The following is a 20721-nucleotide window of genomic DNA, read 5'->3' as shown; positions in this document are numbered from 1 at the left end:
CGCGAAGGCCCAGAGCATCCGTCCCATCGGGTGCGTTTTCTCAGGACCGGTGAAAGACATGTCGTTTTCGATTGCCAAAGGACGCAATCCGCCCCGCCCATGCGCACGGCTCGTGTATGTCGGATGACAAAACCCATGTGGAGAGTGACATGAGCGAAGTCAGGGATCGGCGGAGAGCACGCGGCGCAGGCGGTGGTGCCGCGCGGCGGGCCGAACGCACGGCGGTACGGATCGAGGCGGCGCGCTTTATTGAGCGGAACATCCCCAATCTCGAAATCCTGAACACCGAAGCGCTCGAGATCATCGAGGCCAATGCCGAGACGGTGCTGGAAGAAATCGGCGTCAATTTCGTCGAGAACCCCGCTGCGCTCGAACTCTGGAAAGAGGCGGGCGCCGATGTCGACGGCGAGCGGGTGCGCCTGCCGAAAGGTCTGGCCCGGAAGCTCTGCGAGACCGCGCCGTCGCGCTATACCCAGCACGCCCGCAATCCCGAGCGCTCGGTCGAGATCGGCGGCAATACGCTGGTCCTTGCCCCGGTCTACGGCCCGCCCTTCGTTCGTGACGCCATCGGTGGGCGCCGCTATGCCACGATCGAGGATTTCCGGAAGTTCGTGAAGCTCGCCTACATGTCGAAATGGATTCACCATTCCGGCGGCACCGTCTGCGAGCCCACGGATATCGCCGTGAACAAGCGTCATCTGGACATGCTCCACGCGCACATGACGCTTTCTGACAAGCCCTACATGGGCTCGGTGACCGAACCGTCACGCGCCGAGGATTCGGTCGCCATGTCCAAGATCCTCTTCGGGGACGATTTCGTGGCCGAGAACACGGTGATGACCTCGCTCATCAACATCAACTCGCCGCTGACCTTCGATTCGACCATGATGGGCGCCCTGGAAGTCTATGCGCGCAGCAATCAGGCCGCGATCATCTCGCCCTTCATCGTCGGCGGCGCCATGGCGCCCGTCTCGGTGGCGGGCACGCTGACGCAGGTTCTCGCCGAAGTCATGGTGGGCGTCGCCTACAGCCAGCTCGTCCGCAAGGGCGCGCCGGTGGTGGCGGGCACCTTCGTGACCTCGATCGACATGAACTCGGGCGCCCCCACATTCGGTACTCCCGAAGCGGCGCAGGTCACCTATGGCATGGGGCAACTGGCGCGGCGGCTCGGGCTTCCCTACCGCTCGTCCGGCTCGTTCTGCGGATCGAAACTGCCAGATGCGCAGGCCGCCTACGAGACGGCGAACAGCCTGAATGTCGGGCTTCTGTCCGGCGTGAACTTCATGCTTCATGCGGCAGGCTGGCTCGAAGGCGGTCTGGTGGCGAGCTTCGAGAAATTCGTGATGGATGCCGACCAGCTCGGCGCGCTGCACCACATCGCCAAGGGCGTCGACCTCAGCGAGAACGGTCAGGCCATGGACGCCATCCGCGAGGTCGGCCCGGGCGGCCACTATCTTGGCTGTGCCCATACCCAGGCCAATTTCCAGAGCGCCTTCTGGCGGTCGAACCTGCTCGATTACAAACCGTTCGAGACCTGGGCCGACGAGGGCGCGCGCGACACGGTGGCCCTTGCCAGCCTTCGGGTGGACAAGCTCCTGAACGATTATCAGCAGCCCGCCATGGATCCCGCCACCCGCGAGGCGCTCGACGCCTATGTGGCCGAGCGGAAGGCATCTGAACCCGACGCCTTCGGCTAAGCCTTCAGGCCCGCCCCGCGATCAGGCGGGCCTCGACCATCAAAGCTGCCAGAAGCTCGATATGGCGCGCCACCGAATAGGTGGCGAGCGCCCCTTTGCGGCGGTCCTCGACCTCGGCCTCGGCGGCGATCAGCGCGCTCAGCGCATGCTCGGGCGTGGTCTGGCCAGGCATGTCGAGAAGCCGGGGCAGGGCGCGCGCGCGGTCGTAATCCGTGGTCCCGTGCCGGGCGGCACGAACCAGAAGCCGGGGACGGCGCAAGGCGGCAAGGCGATTGGGCATGTGAAGCACTCCTGAGCTTGTCTTGGCTCAGGGTTAACGCAACCCATGCGTGTGTTGCGGGGGCGTACAGCGGACCGCGCGCAGCAAACTCCCATTGTTTACAATTTGATGACCATTCTCGCTTTCGAAGGTGATTGTTAACTTCTTGGTAAGAAATGCAACCCAAGGTTGTTGTTTGAGGTGTGTTTCAGGTGCCGGCAATCACGCAATCAGGAGGTTGGCCTTGCGGTCTGTCGACGACATTTGCCTTGATGACCGGGTGCCCCCTTGGGTGCCTGTCGATGTGCGCCGCTATATCGCGCATACCGAGGATGGTCAGTCGATCCGCGCCATCGCGCGCAAAGCCGGCTGCCACGCATCGACGGTGCTGCGGCAGGTTCGCCGCTGCGAGACGCGGCGCGACGACCTTCTGATCGACATGGGACTGACGCGGCTGGGGCTCCAGCACGCGCCGGACGGTCTTTTGGACGAAGGAACAACTGACATGACCACTGCCGAACTCGATTCGCTCCCCGACACCGCGACGCTCTCCCGTGAAGCGCCGCGCATTCTCAGACGGCTGAACGAGCCGGGCGCCTGCCTTGCCATCGCCGCCGAGATGGAAAAGGCGGTCGTCGTGCGCGAAACCTCCGAGGGCGAGACGATCCGGACCGCCGTGGTAGACCGGGCGATTGCCGAGGCGATGGCGCTGCAGGACTGGATCACCTCGTCCGAGGGCGGACGCATTCAGCGCTACCGGATCACGTCCACGGGCCGCGTGGCGCTCAAGCGGTTCCTCGCCGAGGAAGAGGCCCGCCGCGCCCAGGCCACAGCCGACGCCCAGCCCTTCGCCGATCAGCACCGGGATATGCAGGATCGCGGTACCGGGCGCCGCCGCGTCCGCTACAACGCCGTCGAAAGCCCGCTTCTGACGCTGGCGCGGCGCAAGGACAAGGAAGGCAAGCCGTTCCTCACCCCCGACCTCGTGGCCGCCGGCGAACGCCTCCGCGAGGATTTCGAGCTTGCCCAGATCGGCCCCCGCGTGGCGCAGAACTGGGACCGATTTCTCACGGGCGGCGGGCGCGGGGACTTCAACCCCGAGGGCGCGACAGGCGGCTCCGAGGCCGCGCGCCGCAGGGTCTCGAACGCGCTCGCTGACCTTGGGCCGGGCCTTGGCGACGTGGTTCTGCGCTGCTGCTGCTTTCTCGAAGGCATGGAATCGGTCGAGCGGCGCATGGGCTGGTCCGCGCGTTCGGGCAAGATCGTCTTCCGCATCGCACTCACACGGCTGAAGCGCCATTATGACGAGGCGACAGGCGCGTGGTCGCCTCTCATCGGCTGATCGCCACGGGCCGGGTTTGATCCGGCTCAAAGCGCGGCCTCGGCATACCTGACAGAAGTCGGTCATTCGGACGCAAAGGAGTTTCAGAATGACCGACCAGGACACCGACAAACCGGCCGACGCGCCCGAGACGCGCGACAGCTGGACCAAGGAAATCGAAGTCGCCGGCGAGGAACTGATCCGCCGGGTCAAGCAACTCGCCGCCGACAGCCACGTGAAACGCATTCGCGTGGTCGAGCCCGACGGCGATATCGCCCTCGAAATACCCCTCGCCTATGGCGCCATCGCCGGCGGCGCGGTGGTGATCGCCACACCGGTTCTCGCCGTTCTCGGCGCGCTCGCGGCGCTTGTGGCCAAGGTAAAGATCGAAATCATCGAGGAAGAACCGGAAAAGACGCCGGACACCTGACGCTTCAACGGGTTGCACATGGCGCAAAGCCGTCATGTGCGACCCTTGGCGCGTTGGACAGAGGCGCGGGAAGGGGATACATAGCGGGAAACCGACAACGGAGCCACCATGAGCCCCAAGGATATCGACGTCCCGCGCCTCAGGCACCCCGAGAAGGCGCACAAGCCCGATAACGCCCAGCCGAAGAAGCCTGACTGGATTCGCGTCAAGGCGCCCGTCAGCGAAGGCTACAAGCAGACCCGCGACATCATGCGCGAGCACAAGCTCACCACGGTCTGCGAAGAGGCCGGATGCCCCAATGTGGGCGAGTGCTGGAGCCAGGGCCACGCCACCATGATGATCATGGGCGAGGTCTGCACCCGCGCCTGCACCTTCTGCAACATCGCCACCGGCAAACCGCCCGAGGCGCTCGACGTGTTCGAGCCGGGCCGCGTCGCCGACGCCGTCAAGAAACTCGGCCTCAACCACGTGGTCATCACCTCCGTGGACCGCGACGATGTCGAGGACGGCGGCGCCGAGCATTTCGCCATGACGATCCGCGCCATCCGGCGTCAGTCCCCCGGCACCACCATCGAGATCCTGACGCCCGACTTCCTGAAATGCGACCCGTCGGTACTCGAAACCGTGGTCGAGGCGCGCCCGGACGTGTTCAATCACAACCTTGAGACCGTCCCCGGCCTCTACCCCGAGGTGCGCCCCGGCGCGCGCTATTTCCACTCGCTCCGGCTCCTGCAGCGGGTCAAGGAACTCGACCCCACGATGTTCACGAAATCGGGCATCATGGTGGGCCTTGGTGAAGACCGTCAGGCCGTCCTTCAGGTGATGGACGACATGCGCGCCGCCGATATCGACTTCCTGACCATCGGCCAGTACCTGCAGCCCACTCCCAAGCACCACCGGGTCGACCGGTTCGTCACGCCCGAGGAATTCGCGGGCTACGAGAAGGCCGCCTATGGCAAGGGCTTCCTGATGGTCTCGGCCACGCCGCTGACGCGCTCGTCCTACCACGCGGGCGATGACTTCGCGCGTCTCCGCGAGGCGCGGCTTAAAAAACTGGGCAACAGCACCGCCGGGTAGCGCGCCCAAGGTCTTTTCCGATCGGTCCCACGCGGCTAGCGTCGCCGGCGGGGGATAGATTGGATAATTGATTCATGCGTTTACCCCTTTCCGTTCTCGCCCTCATCGCGGTTGTCCTCATCCTTGCCGTCGCTCTGTTCGTCGCCTTCGGGCCGGACCGGGGCGGCGGGGACGACGTGGCCGTCATGCCCGCCCCTGCACCCGAGGCGATCCCGTCCGACGGCGCCGCTGACACGCCCGGCGCGACCCGGTCCTACTTCCTCCGCGGCGCGGATTTCGGCCCCGATGACGCGCGGCCCTTCCTGATCCTGCACGCCGCCGCCACAGGTGGCGCGCCTCGTGTCGTGACCGACCGCGCACTCCTCGAAGCGGCCCGCGAGAGCGCCTTTTTCACCGAACATACCGGCGCCGCGCTCGAGGTGCTGCTCCTTTCGGTCGTGTTCCTGTCGCCCCCGGGAAACGGCATCGACACACCCTTCGCGACGCTCAAGGTGCCGGGCCGGGATGCGCAGGTCTGGCGTTGCCTGCGCGCGGCCTGTTCAGGCGGCGCGGGCCGCTTTGCGGACGGATTCGCGGCCGATATCGACGCGCTCCTCGCCGCCAGCCAGCCCCTCGAAGAGCGCTACCAGCGTTTCGATACCCATGCCGATTACGTCGCCGCCGTGGACGAAACGCTTGGCTCCGAACGTGCTTTTCTGGACTACACCCCGCCCGACTATCCCGAGCCGGCTAACACCTACGAGGGCAGCTTCCGCATCTACCTGCCGGGGCTGATCACGGCGCTTGACGGCTCCACCGACCCCGATGCGGCCGCCGCAAACCGCGCCGCCGAGCTCGACGCCGCGCTCCGCGCCGGGCTGGACGGAACGGGACTGGCCTATGAGATGGCACCCGTCAGGGCCGACCGCGCGGATCAGGTGCAGGTCACGCCCATGGGTGCCGCCGCGCCCCTTGTCGCGAACGGGGCCTATGTCGCGGTCGAGGGCTTCGCCGTCCATGCCTTCCGCGCCACGGTGAGCGGGCCACAGGCGCTCCATGACCGGGTGCGGCCGGGGCTTCTCGACGGGCTCGCCCCAACCGATGGGGACGAGGCCGCGCTCACCGCCGCCGCGAACCGGGCCGCCGCCGCCGCTGGCGAAGATTGCGCCGACTGTTTCGAGGCCTTCGTGGACGTGCCCTTCGTCGACGCGCCAATCGCCGATCTCTACGCGCCTCAACGCTATGGCTTCACAAGCTACGTCATCCCCGACAGCCCCAATTGAGACCACGCGCCCGGGGCATCTTCTGTTCGGAAATACTCCGGGGGTGAGGCCCGTCAGGGCCGTGGGGGCAGCGCCCCCTCACTCCGCCGCCGGCAAAGCCTTCAGATAGGCTGCGATGGCGGTGCGGTCTTCGGGGGTGAGATTTGCCAGGTTCTTCACGACCGAAGCCATGCCGCCGCCCGCGCTGTCGAAATCGGGCGTGAACCCCGTTTCGAGGTAATAGGCGATGTCGCCCTCCGACCATGTCAGTTGCGCCGGTGTCAGGCCGGGGATTCGTCCGCGTCCCGACGGGTTCGGCGCACCCGCCATCCAGCGTGTGGTGTCGAGCCCGCCGAAAGCGTCCCGCGGCGTGTGGCATTCAGCGCAATGGCCGAGCGCTTCGACCAGATAGCGCCCACGCTCCAGTTGAGCGCCGTCGCCCGGTCCTACGAGGCCCCGGTCGAGATAGAGAACCTTCCAGCCCCCCACCGCCATGCGCAAGTTGAACGGTAAGGACAGCTCATGCGGCACACTCGGACGGTCGCTCGGGGGCAGGGTCTGAAGATAGGCCCAGAGATCCGCCACGTCCTGATCGGCCATCAGGCGGTAGCTGCCATAGGGAAAGGACGGGAAATAATGCGCGCCCTCGGGTGTGGTGCCCTCCAGCATCGCATTGGCAAAGTCGGTAAGGCTCCAGCCGCCGATTCCGTGTTCGGGGTCGGGTGAGATATTGGGCGCGACGAAGGTGCCGAAATCGCTTTCGATCCGGTAGCCCCCGGTCAGAAGCGTACGGTCGGTCGCGCTGCTTTCGGTGTGGCAGGACGCGCAGCCGCCAGCCCAGAACACGGCTTCTCCCGCGGCGGCGTCGCCGGTCAGCGTGGCGAAACGCTCGGGCTCGACGGTGGCGGGCCGGGTCAGAACCCAGCCCGCTGCCGCAACGACAAGGGCGACAAGGATCAGCCCCTTGACGAGACGTCCGATCATCGCCGTCCCCGGTGCTTAGTTGTTCGGCTGCTGGAACGCCTCGTGGCAGGCGCCGCACTGCGCGCCCACGGGGCCGAGCGCCGGACCGAGTGCCGCCTGACCGTCACTGGCAACCGCTGCAAGGCCTTCGGCCGCTGCCGCAAGGTTGCCGCCGATCTCGACCGCCTTGGCGAAACCGCCATCCTCGAAGAGCGCGGGCAGAAGCCGGGTTTCCTCGCCCAGATCGGCATTCGATGTGCCGGGCACCCAGTAGCTCCGCTGGCTGACCTGCGTGAGCAGCACAAGGTTGTCCGCCGCCGCCTGCGCGGCCTCGGCATCGTATTCGACATTGCCGCGGGCCATGCCGCCGATAACGCCGAGGTTGTGGGCGTAAAGCTGCATATGCGACTGGCGTGCCTTCACGGCAGGGTTCCCGCCATGGCCGCCGGCAAAGGCGGCAGGGGCGACAAGGGTGGCGACAACAGCGCCGGCGATCAATGAACGGGTGAAAGACATGAACGATCCTTTGGTTGTATCCGCGAAGGCATGCGTCAAAGGGTAGCGCGCCTTGCCATATGTCAAATTCGGTAATTTCGCGGGGCGCATGTGCGGAATTGAACAGATAAGTGTGCGGATTTCCGCTAATCCTAAAATTGCAGGCCCAGCATCAGTCCGATGGTTGGCGTGTCGCCGCCCACATCCCCGATAGCTCCGGAGACGACCTGGCCCGCGCCGAAATCCACGGCCGCGCCAATGCCCAGCCGTGCGGGAAGTTCCGCGCCATCGGGGTCACGCTCGACCTCTCGCGACATGCCAAGGGACAGGCCCTCGGTGATCTCGACCCCCAGATAGACGCCCGACACCCGCCGCCGCGAAGCGCCGCCCTCGGCTGTCAGGTCCAGCCCGGCGGTCGCGCGCCCCCGCGTAAGCGACGTGCCCAGTCGGAAAACGTCCTCGCCCGGTCCGGCTTCGGCGCCGCCGTAAAAGGCGATGCGGCCGATCCGCTTCAGCTCTTCCGCCTCGTAGCGCCCGGTCACGGCCACCAGCTCGCCTGACGAGAGGCCCGTCGTCTGATGCAGCGAGCCCGACAGCGTCACGCCGTGAAAGGGATCGGAAGAGAACAAAAGGCCCGGCCCCAGCCGGTCCTCTATCGCGGCGCTGCTCGCCTGCGAACGCGCCAGCGTCAGCGCAAGGCCCGGTGCGGTGAAAGCGGGATCGTCCAGCGCCGAGCGCGGACGCCCGAAGCTGAGCCCGCCGAGCGGCAGATCGATGACCATCGCGGCATATTCCGCGACACCCTCGTCGCTCGATGTGACTGCAAAGGAAACAGCAGGGGCGGGGGCAGGCGGCGCGTCAGCGGCGGCCGCGGCATGCGGCAGCAGAAAGACGGTAAGGAGCAGCAGATACATTCCGCGCACGGCACATTCCCAAAGCCGATCCCCCCCCCGGCAGCCCTTACCATAGGTCATTCCTCACCTGCGGCGAGGAGAGTCGCTTCCTGCCGGCGGGGAACGCCGCCATCTGTGGCAAAACTGGCGCAGAACTGCGGCGGAGCTTTAACTCAGGTAAATCTCACCTTCCCGATGAAGGGCAGGTTCCGGTTCCGCTGCGCATAGTCGATGCCATAGCCCACGACGAACTCGTCCGGGATCTCGAACCCGGTCCACGTGGCCTTCACATCGGTCTCCCGGCGGGACGGTTTGTCCAGAAGGGCGATGGTCTCCAGCCGCCGTGGCTCGCGCGTCTGCAAAAGCTGCATGACATGGTGCAGCGTGAAGCCCGTGTCGACGATGTCTTCCACCACCAGCACGTCGCGCCCGGCGATCTCGCCGCGCAGGTCCTTCAGGATGCGCACTTCGCGGCTCGATTCCATGCTGTCTCCGTAGGACGAGGCTTCCAGGAAATCGACTTCGACATTCATGTCGAGCTCGCGGACGAGGTCCGCGATGAACACGAAAGACCCGCGCAAAAGCCCCACGACCACCAGTTTTTCCGTGTCCGCGAAGGTCTTCTTGATTTCCTGGGCCAGCGCCTCGATCCGGGCCGCGATGGCCTTGGCCGAGATCATTTCGTCGATCACGTAAGCGTCGGACATGGCCACTTCCCCTTGACTGTCCCGTCCGTCTCTACACTTAAAGGGTCGAGACCGACCAGCCCCGAGACGTATGCCGACCCATTCCGAAACCCGCCGCCTGCCGTATTCCGCTCAGCAGATGTATGACCTCGTCGCAGACGTGGGTCGCTATCCCGAGTTCCTGCCTTGGACGGCGGCGGCGCGCATCCGCTCGACCCGCGACGAGGGCGAGAAGACGGTGATGCTCGCGGACCTCGTGATCTCGTTCAAGGTCTTCCGCGAGCGCTTTGGCAGCCGCGTGACGCTCTGGCCCGAGGCCAGGAAGATCGACACCGAGTACCTCGACGGCCCGTTTCATCACATGGTGTCCAACTGGGCGTTCCGGGACGTGCCCGAGGGCGGCTGTGAAGTCAGCTTCCACGTGGATTTCGAGTTCCGGAACAAGCTGCTGCAATCCACCGCCACGTTTTTCTTCAACGACGCCATGCAGCGCGTGGTTCGCGCTTTCGAGCGCCGCGCGGCCGCTCTCTACGGCTGAGCGTCACCGGAAAACGCCCACACACCGCCCCATTTCCGCCCATCTTCGTTCCTACGCCAGGAACCGAGCGACAATCCTGTCGCGAAGTTTCGAATTGGTCTCGCAACGGAAAAGATGAGGACAGTTTTATGAAAAAAGCGATTCTCGGGCTGTTCGCCCTTGCCGCCATGGCGGCTTGTACCCCAGTTCCCCAAACGGCTGAAGAAATGCGGAGCGTCGTGAAAAGCGGTGCCTTCATGTCGGATTTCCAGTCGCACAAGATTTCGCGCAGCTACTCCGCCGTGGCCTCCAGCATCCGCCAGGGCACGGAGAAATGCTTCAACCGTAATATCCAGACCCGCAGCAGCTATTCGCCCGGCCCCGGCATGGCGCCGGTGATGCAGGTGATGAACCTCTACTATTCGGCCAAGCCGCGCAGCACCGGCAGCCGCATGGAAGTGCCGGTCCATCGCCGGAACGGCAATGGCAAGCCTGTCTTCGGGATGGAGCAGCAGGGCATCTTCTACCTGATCGACGTGGCCCCGGCCTCGGGCGGCACCCAGATCGACCTCTACGGCGGCAAGATGGGCTATGGCGCCATGAACAAGGCGGTCCTGTCCTGGGCGCGCGGCGGCGCGATCCGCTGCCCGGATCTCGTCTGATGGGCGGTCTTCTGAATCGCCGGTCGGCCATCGCCTTCGCCGCCGCCGCGCTCGTCGCCGGTTGCGGCGGGGTCAAGCCCTATGCCGACCAGGGCCCCGCCAACATGGTTCTGAAACTGACCTCGGTCGAGGGCGGCTTCATGACCTCGCGCTCGGTCTATCTCGATGTCTGGACCGGACCCAAAGGACCGAACATGGAGTATCTTGGCACCCGCGAGTTCAAGAAGGGCTCGACGACCATCGGTTTGCCCACGAACCAGCCGCTGCACCTTGCCATTGCCTTCGAAGAGGCTGGCTGGCTGGGCGGCCCGTCCGAGACCGACACGATCGAACTGCCGATGAACCCGATCCGCCCCGGCCAGCGCTGGCAGCTGACCGTGGCCCATGACGATATCGGCTTCGACTGGGATCTCGACCGCATCCGCTGAGACGGAGCGACAGGGACAGGAAAGGGCGGCTCCGACCGGGGCCGCCCTTTTCAATTCCTCCGGTCCGGGCCGCGTACACTCTCGGCGGCGGCCGAAATTGCTCCGCCACCGGCTGTGGCCTTTCGGTGTCGCTCCGGTCGCTCCGTAGGTCCGTGCCCGGCGAATCGCGCGAGCGGCGGCCGAGATAGGCTACACTCTCTTCCACATGGTCGAGCTGGCGGGGCGCCGACAGGACCGGGGCCTGAAATCGATGGATACCACCCTGCTGATCGCGGACGCGCTCGACACGTTCCGGCCGAAGTTCCGGTCGCTCGAGGACGACGCATTGAACCTCGCCGACCACGCGAGGAAGGTCGCCCGTGGCAAGGTGCCCGATGCGGCTTCGCTCAGGTTTCCCGCCCTCGCGCATGCCAGGGGCGGCGCGTTCGAGCAACTCGTCGCATTCTACCTTCAACGCGGCCGCGCTGACCTTGTTGAGGCGCATTACAAGATCGACGAATGGGGGCGGGGGCTGCCCCACCGGCACCTCCGGTCGAGTATCCGACGCTTCGTCGCAATCGGCGAAGGGCCGCGTGCGGTCCGGTGCTGGGAACACTATATCCGCAAGAACGCCACCATGTTCTGGGACGATCTGCGCGACAGGGACGCGGCGGCGAAAAAACTGAAGAAGGATGCGTCGCAACAAGCAGCCTTCGACCACCACAAGGAGTCCTTCGACACCTCCAGGCGCGTGGTGCTTGAGGCGATCGCGCTCGCCCGCCGCTACTTCGAGGCGTACGGAACCGAGCGTGAGAAGGCGTGGCTTGATCGGGTGCATGGCGAAATCCTTGCCGAAGAGAGAACGCGCATCGCGCAGAAGCCCCTACAGGATCAGATGGACGACGCCCTGTTCTGGCATCTCGTCGGGACGGGCGGTCAGACGGCGGACGAAAGGCTCGACACGCTACCGGACCGGCTTGCCGCCTACAGCGCCGCCGCGATCAAGACTTTTGGACAGATGGCGACGGACCGCGTGGCCGAGGCCTGTCGGGAGGATATCTGGGCGCTGGCCTATCTTTTGATGGACGGCTGCAGCGACGATGCCTTTGAGTATTTCAGAAACTGGCTGGTCCTTCAGGGCAGAACCGTATTCACCTCCATCCTCGCCGATCCCGACGCGTTCGACCCCGCCACGCTTACCGGCAAACCGCTCGCAGAGGGGCTACTCAACGCGGTCGAGCAGGCCTTCGTAATGCGCGTGGGCAAGGACATGCCGCGCCTTCGGCAGCCGAAGACGAAACGCCTCGACCCCAAGGAGGACGACTTCGCAGCCATGCTTCCAAATCTCGCCGGGCGCCTGTCATGACCGGTGCCCACGAATTTCGCCCCCGGGCCGAGATCATCGCGGCCTTTCAGCCGGCGTTTCAGGATTTCACCGCCGATTTCGAGGCGTTCTTCGAGTTTGCCCGCCAATGGGGCCGAGACAACGCCGACCGCCTTCGCGCCGCGGACGAGGCGCGCGGATACAGCGACGAAGCCATCGGAGCGATTGAACGCGACTACTGGGGACAGAACCTGTTCTGGCTTCAGGGCGAATACTTCGCGCGCGGGCTTCACGACCTCGTCGCCCGTCACTTCATCGAACGTCCCTTCTGGGATCGCGAGTATCGCGACCTGCCATGGACGGTCGAGACCGGGTCGAACAAGCGCCCCGCCGCCAGCGACGGGATACCGCTCGAAGAATTGCGCGAGGCCTTCGCGCGGTTCGAGGCAGACGGACGGCCTGACCTTGCGGCCGGGATCTGGCTTCACGTCACCGAAGCGACACTGGCCCGCGATCCGGACCCTCAGGACGCGATCGAGACCTTCGACCTCTGCCGCGGCGTCGTCGAGCGCTGCGGAACCGAGGCCGACCGCGCCCGGCTCGATGCGCTGAAGAGCGCGCTGCCCGACTAGGGAAACCGGGCCCGGGGGCGTCGCATGGGTCTTTGTCGGCACCGGCCGCGCAGGCCGCTTTGAAGCGGGGCGGTGCGTGGTCGTCACAGCGCCTTTCGTGTTTTCGCACCCTCCGTCTGGTCACCACCGCCTCAACCTGAGACAACACTCTCAAAGCGGAGGGATGAGCACATGACCGAAATACTGTTGTCAGGCCTACTCATGGGCCTGCTCGCCACGCTGGCCATGGACCTCTGGGCGCTGGCGCTCAACCGTTTTGCCGGGCAACCGCTGCCCAACTGGGCCATGCCCGGTCGGTGGGTGGCGCATCTGCCCCGGGGCAAAGTGTTCCACGACGATATCGCGGATGCCGCACCCGTCTCGGGAGAGCTTCAGATGGGCTGGGGGCTTCATTACGGGGTGGGGATCGTCTACGGCGTCGCGCTCGCCGCCATCATGGGGGCCGACTGGCTGACAGACCCGACCTTTCTGCCTGCGTGGATTTTCTCGATTCTGATGGTGGGTTTCGGCTGGTTCCTGCTGCAGCCGGGCCTCGGCCTCGGCTGGGCGGCGTCGAAAACGCCCAACCCATGGATGGTGCGCGCGATGAACCTCGTGGCGCATACCGTCTTCGCGGTGGGTCTCTGGGTAGGAGCGCTGGTGTGACGTCCCCAAGCCGCGACATGAATGGGACGACCCGTCTTTCGTCGTTGGCGACGGAGCCGACCGTGACGGCGCTTCGGGCATGAAAGCGGACCGGTCCCCTCCTGCAAACACGTGGCGCTTGGGTGAAGCGCTTCTTGTGCTCGCCTTTCTGGCTGCTCTGCTGGCTTTCGCGCTCAAGACCGCTCTCTCGCGGGAAGTGCTCGAAGAGTGGGACGCCGCAATGCAATTCGCCAGCGGGTCTCACTTCTGGGAAAGCGGGATCTATACCGGTTGGGCCAGCCATTTCTGGCCACCGTTTCAACCGCTGCTTCTGGGGCTTGGTGATCCCTTCGACGTGGGGCGCGCGGTTTCTCTGACCAGCTATGCGGCGGTCCTCGCCATTGCCTACGCGTATCTTCGACTGCGCGGCATCGACAGTCTCGCCGCCTTGATAGGCACCGCCTTCATCGGCGGAAACGCACATGTCCTCCTGATGGGGTTGCAGGTCGAAAACCATGCGCTTGAAACGGCATTCGTGCTTGCGGCATTTGTGGTTGCGTCGAGGTTTCGCGACACGGGCAGCGCCGCGCCGCTCTTGATATGCGCGCTTCTTCTCGGACTGGCGGGCCTGACCCGATATACAAGCTACGCCGCCGCTCTTGTGGTCGGTCTGCTCCTCCTGTTCAGCCGGCCCGGCGGACTTAGGAGCTTCCTGCTCTATTCGGCCGTTTTCGTGATGGTCAGTCTGCCGTGGTGGGTCCACAACACGGCGATGAACGGCTCTCCGCTCCACTCGTGGCAATACATGAACATCGGCTCGAGCCTGCATGAGGCGGGCCCGGCCAACTGGTGGTGGGTCGGACAGGAGAGCTTCGGCAGTCTGGGCGATGTGATCGCAGCCTACCCGAAAGCGTTTTTCGAAAACTGGCGCTCGAACCTCGCCGAGTCGCTCGAACTCATCCTCGAATCCATGGGCACGAATGACGAGGTTGCGGGCGGCCTGCTCGTCACGGCAGTTGTCGTGGCCGTAATGCGGAAAAGGCGGAGGGCACCGGGACTTGGCGTGCGCGAATTCATCCTCTCCGTACCTCTGGCGGCGGGCTTCGCTGCTCTTGCCTCAATCGCCTTCGTGTTTTCCGAGGCGTTGCTACCGGCCTCCCTCGTGATGTGCGCGAGCTTGGTTGCCTATGTGCTGGCATCTGCGCCTAAAGCGCGCTTCGTGATACTTGGTCTCGCGGTTCTCAATGGCTGGTTCGCGATCGACGTGGTGAACAGCTACGTCGCGGGAGAAGCGCGCGACAATGGACAGCTGGTCGACAACGACGCCGTCAGGTCGAAGCTCGTGGCGCTTGGTGTGCATTCGGAATCGCTTGTGACGTCTATCCATCCGACCCGAATGCTCGGCTTGGAGGGCGGTTGGATCTTACGCCCCTTGGCTGGCTATAACACATTCTGTGGCTTCCTGGCCTACGATTTCGGCCCCAGAGTTACCGCCTATGTTCCCCGGATTCCCGTGACGCAAGAAATCAGGCCGCCCGACTTCGTCGTGTTCGACCCGTCACTTGCGGACCTCTTTTCAACGACCGGGATCGTCGTTCCGGATGAGGGCCGCTGCCCCGACACCGGAGTGGGCTGGAAACGTCACGCGGTGTCCGAGGAGGTGTCGGTCATCGAGGTGCTTCGGGAGGGGCGACCGTGAGCAGATCGCGGCTGCGGTGATGACAAATCGCAATCGCCCTCACGCCTCAATCAAACTGCATATGCCAAGTAAGAAAACGCCCCCGCGGGTCTCCCCGCGAGGGCGCTTTCTGTCCAAAAGAACGGCCCCTTACGAGGTCACGTCATAGGCTCGCTCGCCATGCTGGGCGAGGTCGAGACCCGTCGTCTCGGTCTCTTCATCGACGCGCAGACCCACGATCGCCCGGCAGACGATCACCAGCAACACGGTCACCACCACGGTAAAGACGCCCACGATGGCAAGGCTGCCCAGCTGCGCGGCAAAGCTGCCCGCGCCGAAGATCGCGATCATGATCGTGCCGAAGATCCCGCCCACGCCGTGCACCGCGAAGACGTCCAGCGTATCGTCGATGGTCAGCACGTTACGGATGACGTTCACCGCTTCCTGGCAGAGGATTCCCGCCACAGCGCCGATGATCAGCGCTTCGACCGGGCCGACGAAGCCACTGGCCGGCGTGATGGACGCCAGACCCGCGATCGTGCCCGTGACCATGCCCACGAGCGACGCCTTGCCGTACTTGATCCGCTCCCAGAGCGCCCAGGTCAGCGACGCGGTCGCGGCCGAGATATGCGTCACGGTCAGCGCCATGGCGGCGCCCCCGTCCGCGGCAAGCTGCGAGCCGCCGTTGAAGCCGAACCAGCCGACCCAGAGCATCGCCGCCCCGATCATGACCAGGCCGGGATTGTGCGGCGGCTTTGTCCGGTCCTTTCGCGCACCGAGGAAGACGGCGATGACAAGCGCGGCGATGCCCGCCGTCTCGTGGACCACGATGCCGCCGGCGAAGTCGCGCACGCCGGTCTCGCCGAAGATGCCGCCATCCGCCAGGAACCCGCCGCCCCAGACCCAGTGGACCACCGGCGCATAGCAGAGCAGCATCCAGAGCGTCGAGAACAGCAGGACGAAGCCGAAATTCGTCCGCTCCACATAGGCGCCCACGATCAGCGCGGGCGTGATGATCGCGAAGGTCATCTGAAAGGCGAAGAACAGAACCTCGGGCAGGGTGCCCGACACCGTCTCGGCGTCGATGCCCGCCAGGAACATCTTGTCGAGACCGCCCCAGAAGCCCGATCCGCCCGAACCGAAGGCGATGGAATAGCCGAGCGCCAGCCACGCCACGCTCATGGCGCAGGCAATGGCATAGCAATGCATGAAAACGCTCAGCACGTTCCGCGAGCGCACAAGGCCCCCGTAAAACAGCGCCAGCCCCGGCAGCGTCATGAACAAGACGAGCGCCGTCGCTACGATGATCCAGGCTGTATCTGCCCCTACCATGATGTCCCTCCTGATTTTTGTGGGGGAGGGGAAGCGGGTTCAGGCTGCAGAGAAAAGCGGCAACTGCCGAAAAAGGGGCAACAAAATTATGCAGAGTGCAATTTGCCGCGAAAGGATGCGCACTCGGGGGCGTTTTGCTTAAAATTTGGACGGTTTAGGAAAGCGCGCGGATCAGCAATTCCAATGCATGCGCGACCGTGGCCGCGCGCACCGCATGTCGCCCCTTGGCCCCGAACTCGACCGTTTCCACCTGCGTCTCGGCGCCCGTCCGCGCCAACCCGAAACAGACCCGCCCCTCGGGCTTGTGCTCGGACCCGCCCGGCCCGGCGATACCTGTTACCGACACGGCCAGCGCGGCACCCGAGCGGGCAAGCGCGCCCTCGGCCATGGCGCTGGCGACCTCTTCGCTGACCGCGCCATGAGCCTCGATCAGCGCGGGATCGACGCCCAGCATCTCGGTCTTTGCCGCGTTGGAATAGGTGACGAAGCCCCGGTCGAAAATGTCCGACGAGCCCGGCACCTCGGTGATCGCCCCGGCGATCAGCCCGCCGGTGCAGCTTTCCGCCGTGGCAACCGTGACGCCCGCCCGGCGCGCAAGCTCCAGGAGCCGTTCGGCGCTCATACCCGCATCAGCCCGTGGGCCAGCGCGGCGAGGATCAGAACGCCCACGCCTGCAAAGATTCCCGCCCAGACATCGTCCAGCATCACGCCCACTGCGTCGCCCCTGCGGTCCGCCCGGCCCACCAGCCACGGCTTCCAGATGTCGAAGAGCCGGAACAGGACGAAGGCCGCCACGATCCCCGGCCAGAGCGCCGTGACAGGCGCGCCCGACACGATCGCCCCCGCCGAGACCGGCAGCAGCGCCAGCCACTGGCCCACCGCCTCGTCGATGACCACCCATGACGGATCATGGTCGTCTCCTTCGGCAAGCTCGCCCTTCACCGCTTCCAGCCCTATGACATAGGCCAGCACCGCCGCCGCGCCGAGCGCATAGGGCCCCGCCAGCGCGTGAAGCGGCCACGCGACCAGCAGCGCAGCCAGCGACCCCCAGGTGCCGGGGGCAGGGCGGATAAGGCCCGATCCGAAGAATGTAAGAATGATCCGTCTCATGTTGCGATCAGGGTCACGGTGGCAATGGCGGCGATTCCCTCACCGCGCCCCGTGAAGCCCAGCCTTTCGCTGGTTGTGGCCTTGATGCTGATGCGGGCCGCGTCCAGACCCATGATACGCCCCATCTCGGCCTGCATCGCCGCCGCATGTGGGCCAATCTTGGGGAACTCGCAGATGATGGTGCAGTCCACGTTGCCGATGGCGAACCCGCGCTTGGCGGCCAGCTCCACTGCATGCTCCAGGAAAATCCGGCTCGCCGCGCCCTTCCACTGGGGATCACTGGGTGGGAAATGCCGCCCGATATCGCCCTCGGCCAGCGCGCCATAGATCGCGTCGGTGACCGTATGCATCGCCACGTCGGCATCCGAATGCCCCTGCAGCCCCCGGTCGAAGGGGATATCCACGCCGCACAGCGTCACGTGGTCCCCCGGCCCGAAGCGGTGGACGTCGAACCCGTTGCCGAGGCGTATATCCATGCCCCCGGTCCTTTCCTTGAGTATCCGTTCGGCGCGGGCGAAATCCTCGCGCGTGGTGATCTTGATGTTATCGGGATGCCCCGGACCGATGACCACGGGGATGCCCGCGCGGCGCGCGACCTCGACATCATCCGCCGCGTCGTCCTCCTGCGCGCGGTGCGCGGCAAGGATCGTCTCGAACCGGAAGCATTGCGGCGTCTGCGCCCGCCAGAGTCGGCTTCTGTCCGCCGTACCGGCGACCTCGCGCGACTCCGGGCTGTCGGTCGTCCAGAGCGCGTCCGAGATCGCCACGCCGGGCGCCACGGCGTCGTGCTCTTCCAGCATCCGGCACATATCGGCGATGACGCTGTCCGGGATCGTCGCGCGCGCGGCGTCATGGATCAGCACGCAATCGGTCGGTTTGGCGGCCAGCGCCTCCAGCCCCGCCCGGACCGAGGCCGCACGGGTCGCGCCACCCGCGACGGTCAGAAGATCGGCATCTGTGAGACGCCCCATGTCATCGGGATGCAGCACGACGACGATCCGCGATATATGCGGGCTGGCGCGAAAGGCATCCAGCGTCCAGTCGATGACCCGCCGGCCCCCAAGCGGTTGCCATTGCTTCGGAATCTCTCCGCCGGCGCGCGTGCCGCGACCGGCCGCGACGATCAGGGCGGCGTGGGTGAGGGGCCGGGGATCGCTCATGGCTCACGTCTATTCCGTGGTGCCTTCGGTGACAATGCTCGCGAAACAGGATGGAAAACGATTAATTTTTGTGCAAATGCTGTAATCGCAGGCTTCAAGCCCGCTGGAACAGTTGTGAAGCCGCCGGGGCAAGGCTACCTCGGCCCCATATGCACAAGGAATGAGCATGGCCGTCGCTCTTGGCGATATCACCCTCGACCCGCCGGTGTTCCTCGCGCCCATGGCGGGGATCACGGACCTGCCGTTCCGGCAACTGGTCGCGTCCTTTGGCGCGGGCCTTGTCGTGTCCGAGATGGTGGCGAGCCAGGAGATGGTACAGGCCAAGCCCAGCGTCCGCGAACGCGCCGAACTGGGTTTTGGAGAAGCCGCGAACTCCGTTCAGCTTGCCGGGCGCGACGCCCGCTGGATGGCCGAAGCGGCGCGCATGGTCGAAGCGAACGGCGCGCGGATCATCGACATCAACATGGGCTGCCCGGCCAAGAAGGTGACGGGCGGGCTCTCCGGCTCGGCCCTGATGAAAACGCCCGACCACGCGCTGTCGCTGATCGAGGCGGTCGTGGGCGCGGTCAGCGTGCCGGTGACGCTCAAGATGCGGCTTGGCTGGGACGACGACTGCCTGAACGCGGCCGCCATCGCGGCCCGCGCAGAACAGGCGGGCGTCAGGATGATCACCATTCACGGCCGCACCCGCTGTCAGTTCTATAAGGGCCGCGCCGACTGGGCCGCCATCGCCGCCGTCAAGCGCGCCGTCAGCGTTCCCGTCATCGCCAATGGCGACATCATCGATCTGACCAGCGCCCGCACCGCTCTGGCCCTTTCGGGTGCCGACGGCGTCATGGTGGGGCGCGGCATCCAGGGTGCGCCCTGGCGCCTCGCCGAAATCGCCCATGGCCTCGGATGGCTCCGCTCTGCGCCGCGCGTGCCCACGGGTAGCGCTTTTGTGGACATGGTGGCCCGCCACTATCGGGCCAGCCTCGATTTCTATGGCGAGACGCTCGGCGCGCGCGTCGTCCGCAAGCATCTCGGCTGGTACATGGACCGCGCCGGCACACCGCCCGCGCTCCGGAAGCGCGTGCTGACGGGCGAGCCCTCTCGCGTGCTCGACATCCTGCCCGACGCCCTTGGCGAAAGGCTCGCCGCATGAAGGGCTTTGCCGAAAACCTCTGGCTGTCGCTGCCGGTCCCCGCGTTCCTGCTCGATCCGGGCGACATGATCGCCGAGGTCAACCCCGCCGCCGAGAGCTTTCTCAACGTCTCGGTGCGCTCGCTTCGGGGCCAGCCGGTCTTCGATGTCCTCGCCATCGATGCGCCCCTCGACGACTCGTTCCGCCGGGTCCGTGTCGATCAGTCCTCGCTTTTCATGAACACGGTAGACGTGGGCAGCGGCAACCTCGCCCCGGTAAGCTGCAATATCCAGATCGCACCGATGACGGGCATGCCCGGTTTCGTCCTTGTCCTGATGGAGCCGCGCGGCATCGCCGACCGGCTAGGGCGCTCGCAATCGGTCAAGTCGGCGGCAAAATCCGCCATCGGCATGGCCGAGATGCTGGCCCATGAAATCAAGAACCCGCTGGCAGGGATCACCGGCGCGGCACAGCTTCTGTCGATGAACCTGAGCGGCGACGACCTGGAACTGACCGACCTCATCGTCTCGGAAAGCCGCCGCATCGTCTCGCTCTTGGATCAGGTCGAGCAATTCGGCAATCTCAGCCCGCCGCAGCGCCGCGCCGTGAACATTCACGACCTTCTCGAACGCGCGCGCAAGTCGGCCAATGTGGGCTTTGCCGCGCATATGACCATCCGCGAGGATTACGACCCCTCGCTGCCGTCGACCTATGTGGACGGCGACCAGATGGTGCAGGTCTTTCTGAACCTGCTAAAGAACGCCGCCGAAGCGACCAAGGGGCAGCCGGGCACGATCCGCATACGGACCTTCTACGAGATGTCGCTGAGGCTGAGGCGCAAGGACGGCACCGCTTCGCTGCCCTTGCAGGTCGAGATCATCGACGACGGTCCGGGCCTGCCGCCCGAGATCGCTCAGGACATCTTCGAGCCCTTCGTCTCGGGGCGCGAGAACGGCACGGGGCTCGGCCTCGCGCTGGTGTCGAAAATCGTTTCGGATCACGAGGGCTGGATCAGCGTCGACTCGACGCCCGGCCGCACCGTGTTCCGGATTTCACTGCCCGTCGCCCCCAAAGAGGTGGCGGAATGACG

General features: G+C 65.6%; 23 protein-coding genes. 14 read left to right on the top strand and 9 right to left on the bottom strand.

Annotated features, from left to right (window positions below):
* Positions 1–149 precede the first annotated feature (149 nt).
* Positions 150–1697, top strand: a complete 1548-nt coding sequence (locus GQ651_RS05360) for a trimethylamine methyltransferase family protein (protein ID WP_160763152.1) — start codon at positions 150–152, stop codon at positions 1695–1697.
* A 4-nt stretch (positions 1698–1701) separates the two neighbouring features.
* Here the strand turns inward: GQ651_RS05360 and GQ651_RS05355 are convergent, their stop codons facing one another.
* Positions 1702–1977: a DUF6477 family protein gene (locus GQ651_RS05355; RefSeq protein ID WP_160763151.1), complete on the bottom strand. Its 276-nt coding sequence runs from the start codon at positions 1975–1977 to the stop codon at positions 1702–1704.
* A 223-nt stretch (positions 1978–2200) separates the two neighbouring features.
* On the opposite strand from GQ651_RS05355, the gene GQ651_RS05350 reads away from it, so the two are divergent.
* The 4 genes from GQ651_RS05350 to GQ651_RS05335 all read left to right on the top strand — a co-directional run bounded on the left by GQ651_RS05350 (position 2201) and on the right by GQ651_RS05335 (position 6046).
* Complete coding sequence (locus tag GQ651_RS05350; RefSeq protein WP_227257967.1) at positions 2201–3298, top strand: DUF6456 domain-containing protein; 1098 nt, start codon at positions 2201–2203, stop codon at positions 3296–3298.
* Between the two features lie 88 nt (positions 3299–3386).
* The gene (locus GQ651_RS05345; RefSeq protein WP_160763150.1) at positions 3387–3707 is read left to right on the top strand and encodes a DUF4342 domain-containing protein; all 321 of its coding nucleotides are present in this window, start codon (positions 3387–3389) and stop codon (positions 3705–3707) included.
* A gap of 108 nt (positions 3708–3815) precedes the next feature.
* Positions 3816–4784: a lipoyl synthase gene (lipA, locus tag GQ651_RS05340; RefSeq protein WP_160763149.1), complete on the top strand. Its 969-nt coding sequence runs from the start codon at positions 3816–3818 to the stop codon at positions 4782–4784.
* Between the two features lie 74 nt (positions 4785–4858).
* Positions 4859–6046 (top strand): hypothetical protein, encoded by a 1188-nt coding sequence (locus GQ651_RS05335; protein WP_160763148.1) that lies wholly within the window; start codon positions 4859–4861, stop codon positions 6044–6046.
* Positions 6047–6124: 78 nt separating this feature from the next.
* Here the strand turns inward: GQ651_RS05335 and GQ651_RS05330 are convergent, their stop codons facing one another.
* The 4 genes from GQ651_RS05330 to hpt form a co-directional block, all read right to left on the bottom strand.
* Positions 6125–7009 (bottom strand): c-type cytochrome, encoded by an 885-nt coding sequence (locus GQ651_RS05330; RefSeq protein WP_160763147.1) that lies wholly within the window; start codon positions 7007–7009, stop codon positions 6125–6127.
* Between the two features lie 15 nt (positions 7010–7024).
* Positions 7025–7504 carry a c-type cytochrome gene (locus tag GQ651_RS05325; protein ID WP_160763146.1) on the bottom strand — a complete coding sequence of 160 codons (480 nt, stop codon included), beginning with the start codon at positions 7502–7504 and terminating at the stop codon, positions 7025–7027.
* 131 nt (positions 7505–7635) lie between these two features.
* Positions 7636–8397, bottom strand: a complete 762-nt coding sequence (locus tag GQ651_RS05320) for a hypothetical protein (RefSeq protein WP_160763145.1) — start codon at positions 8395–8397, stop codon at positions 7636–7638.
* Positions 8398–8549: 152 nt separating this feature from the next.
* Positions 8550–9083, bottom strand: a complete 534-nt coding sequence (gene hpt, locus GQ651_RS05315; protein WP_160763144.1) for a hypoxanthine phosphoribosyltransferase — start codon at positions 9081–9083, stop codon at positions 8550–8552.
* 70 nt (positions 9084–9153) lie between these two features.
* Here hpt and GQ651_RS05310 point away from each other — a divergent pair, with 70 nt between their 5' ends.
* The 7 genes from GQ651_RS05310 (at position 9154) to GQ651_RS05280 (ending at position 14927) form a co-directional block, all read left to right on the top strand.
* Positions 9154–9600, top strand: coding sequence for a type II toxin-antitoxin system RatA family toxin (locus GQ651_RS05310; RefSeq protein ID WP_160763143.1), 447 nt, complete (start codon positions 9154–9156; stop codon positions 9598–9600).
* A gap of 128 nt (positions 9601–9728) precedes the next feature.
* Entirely contained in the window at positions 9729–10241 is a 513-nt protein-coding gene (locus GQ651_RS05305) for a hypothetical protein (RefSeq protein WP_160763142.1), read from the top strand.
* On the top strand, positions 10241–10669 hold the full coding sequence (locus GQ651_RS05300; RefSeq protein ID WP_160763141.1) for a hypothetical protein: 429 nt from the start codon (positions 10241–10243) through the stop codon (positions 10667–10669). The genes GQ651_RS05305 and GQ651_RS05300 overlap by 1 nt, the downstream gene beginning before the upstream one ends.
* A 250-nt stretch (positions 10670–10919) precedes the next feature.
* Positions 10920–12014: a DUF4240 domain-containing protein gene (locus GQ651_RS18645; protein ID WP_227257966.1), complete on the top strand. Its 1095-nt coding sequence runs from the start codon at positions 10920–10922 to the stop codon at positions 12012–12014.
* On the top strand, positions 12011–12604 hold the full coding sequence (locus GQ651_RS05290; protein ID WP_160763140.1) for a hypothetical protein: 594 nt from the start codon (positions 12011–12013) through the stop codon (positions 12602–12604). The genes GQ651_RS18645 and GQ651_RS05290 overlap by 4 nt, the downstream gene beginning before the upstream one ends.
* Before the next feature lie 171 nt (positions 12605–12775).
* Positions 12776–13249, top strand: coding sequence for a DUF2938 domain-containing protein (locus tag GQ651_RS05285; RefSeq protein ID WP_160763139.1), 474 nt, complete (start codon positions 12776–12778; stop codon positions 13247–13249).
* Between the two features lie 118 nt (positions 13250–13367).
* The gene (locus GQ651_RS05280; RefSeq protein WP_160763138.1) at positions 13368–14927 is read left to right on the top strand and encodes a hypothetical protein; all 1560 of its coding nucleotides are present in this window, start codon (positions 13368–13370) and stop codon (positions 14925–14927) included.
* A 129-nt stretch (positions 14928–15056) separates the two neighbouring features.
* On the opposite strand, the gene GQ651_RS05275 is transcribed toward GQ651_RS05280, so the two are convergent.
* From GQ651_RS05275 to GQ651_RS05260, 4 genes are all read right to left on the bottom strand, one after another.
* Complete coding sequence (locus GQ651_RS05275; RefSeq protein WP_160763137.1) at positions 15057–16238, bottom strand: ammonium transporter; 1182 nt, start codon at positions 16236–16238, stop codon at positions 15057–15059.
* 154 nt (positions 16239–16392) lie between these two features.
* Positions 16393–16860 (bottom strand): CinA family protein, encoded by a 468-nt coding sequence (locus tag GQ651_RS05270; RefSeq protein ID WP_160763136.1) that lies wholly within the window; start codon positions 16858–16860, stop codon positions 16393–16395.
* Positions 16857–17348, bottom strand: coding sequence for a phosphatidylglycerophosphatase A family protein (locus tag GQ651_RS05265; RefSeq protein ID WP_160763135.1), 492 nt, complete (start codon positions 17346–17348; stop codon positions 16857–16859). Before GQ651_RS05265 ends, GQ651_RS05270 begins: the two co-directional genes overlap by 4 nt.
* A complete protein-coding gene (locus GQ651_RS05260; RefSeq protein WP_160763134.1) occupies positions 17345–18508 on the bottom strand; it encodes a bifunctional 2-C-methyl-D-erythritol 4-phosphate cytidylyltransferase/2-C-methyl-D-erythritol 2,4-cyclodiphosphate synthase in 1164 nt (387 codons plus the stop codon). Before GQ651_RS05260 ends, GQ651_RS05265 begins: the two co-directional genes overlap by 4 nt.
* A gap of 166 nt (positions 18509–18674) precedes the next feature.
* Between GQ651_RS05260 and dusB the strand changes: the two genes are divergently transcribed.
* Entirely contained in the window at positions 18675–19652 is a 978-nt protein-coding gene (gene dusB / locus GQ651_RS05255) for a tRNA dihydrouridine synthase DusB (protein ID WP_160763133.1), read from the top strand.
* Positions 19649–20719, top strand: a complete 1071-nt coding sequence (locus GQ651_RS05250) for a two-component system sensor histidine kinase NtrB (RefSeq protein WP_160763132.1) — start codon at positions 19649–19651, stop codon at positions 20717–20719. Before dusB ends, GQ651_RS05250 begins: the two co-directional genes overlap by 4 nt.
* Positions 20720–20721: the final 2 nt, after the last annotated feature.

Origin of the sequence: Kangsaoukella pontilimi, assembly GCF_009830125.1 — a bacterium.
Taxonomy (GTDB): domain Bacteria; phylum Pseudomonadota; class Alphaproteobacteria; order Rhodobacterales; family Rhodobacteraceae; genus Kangsaoukella; species Kangsaoukella pontilimi.
The sequence above is the reverse complement of the archived record's forward strand: the minus strand, read 5'-3'. Positions and strand labels throughout refer to the sequence as shown.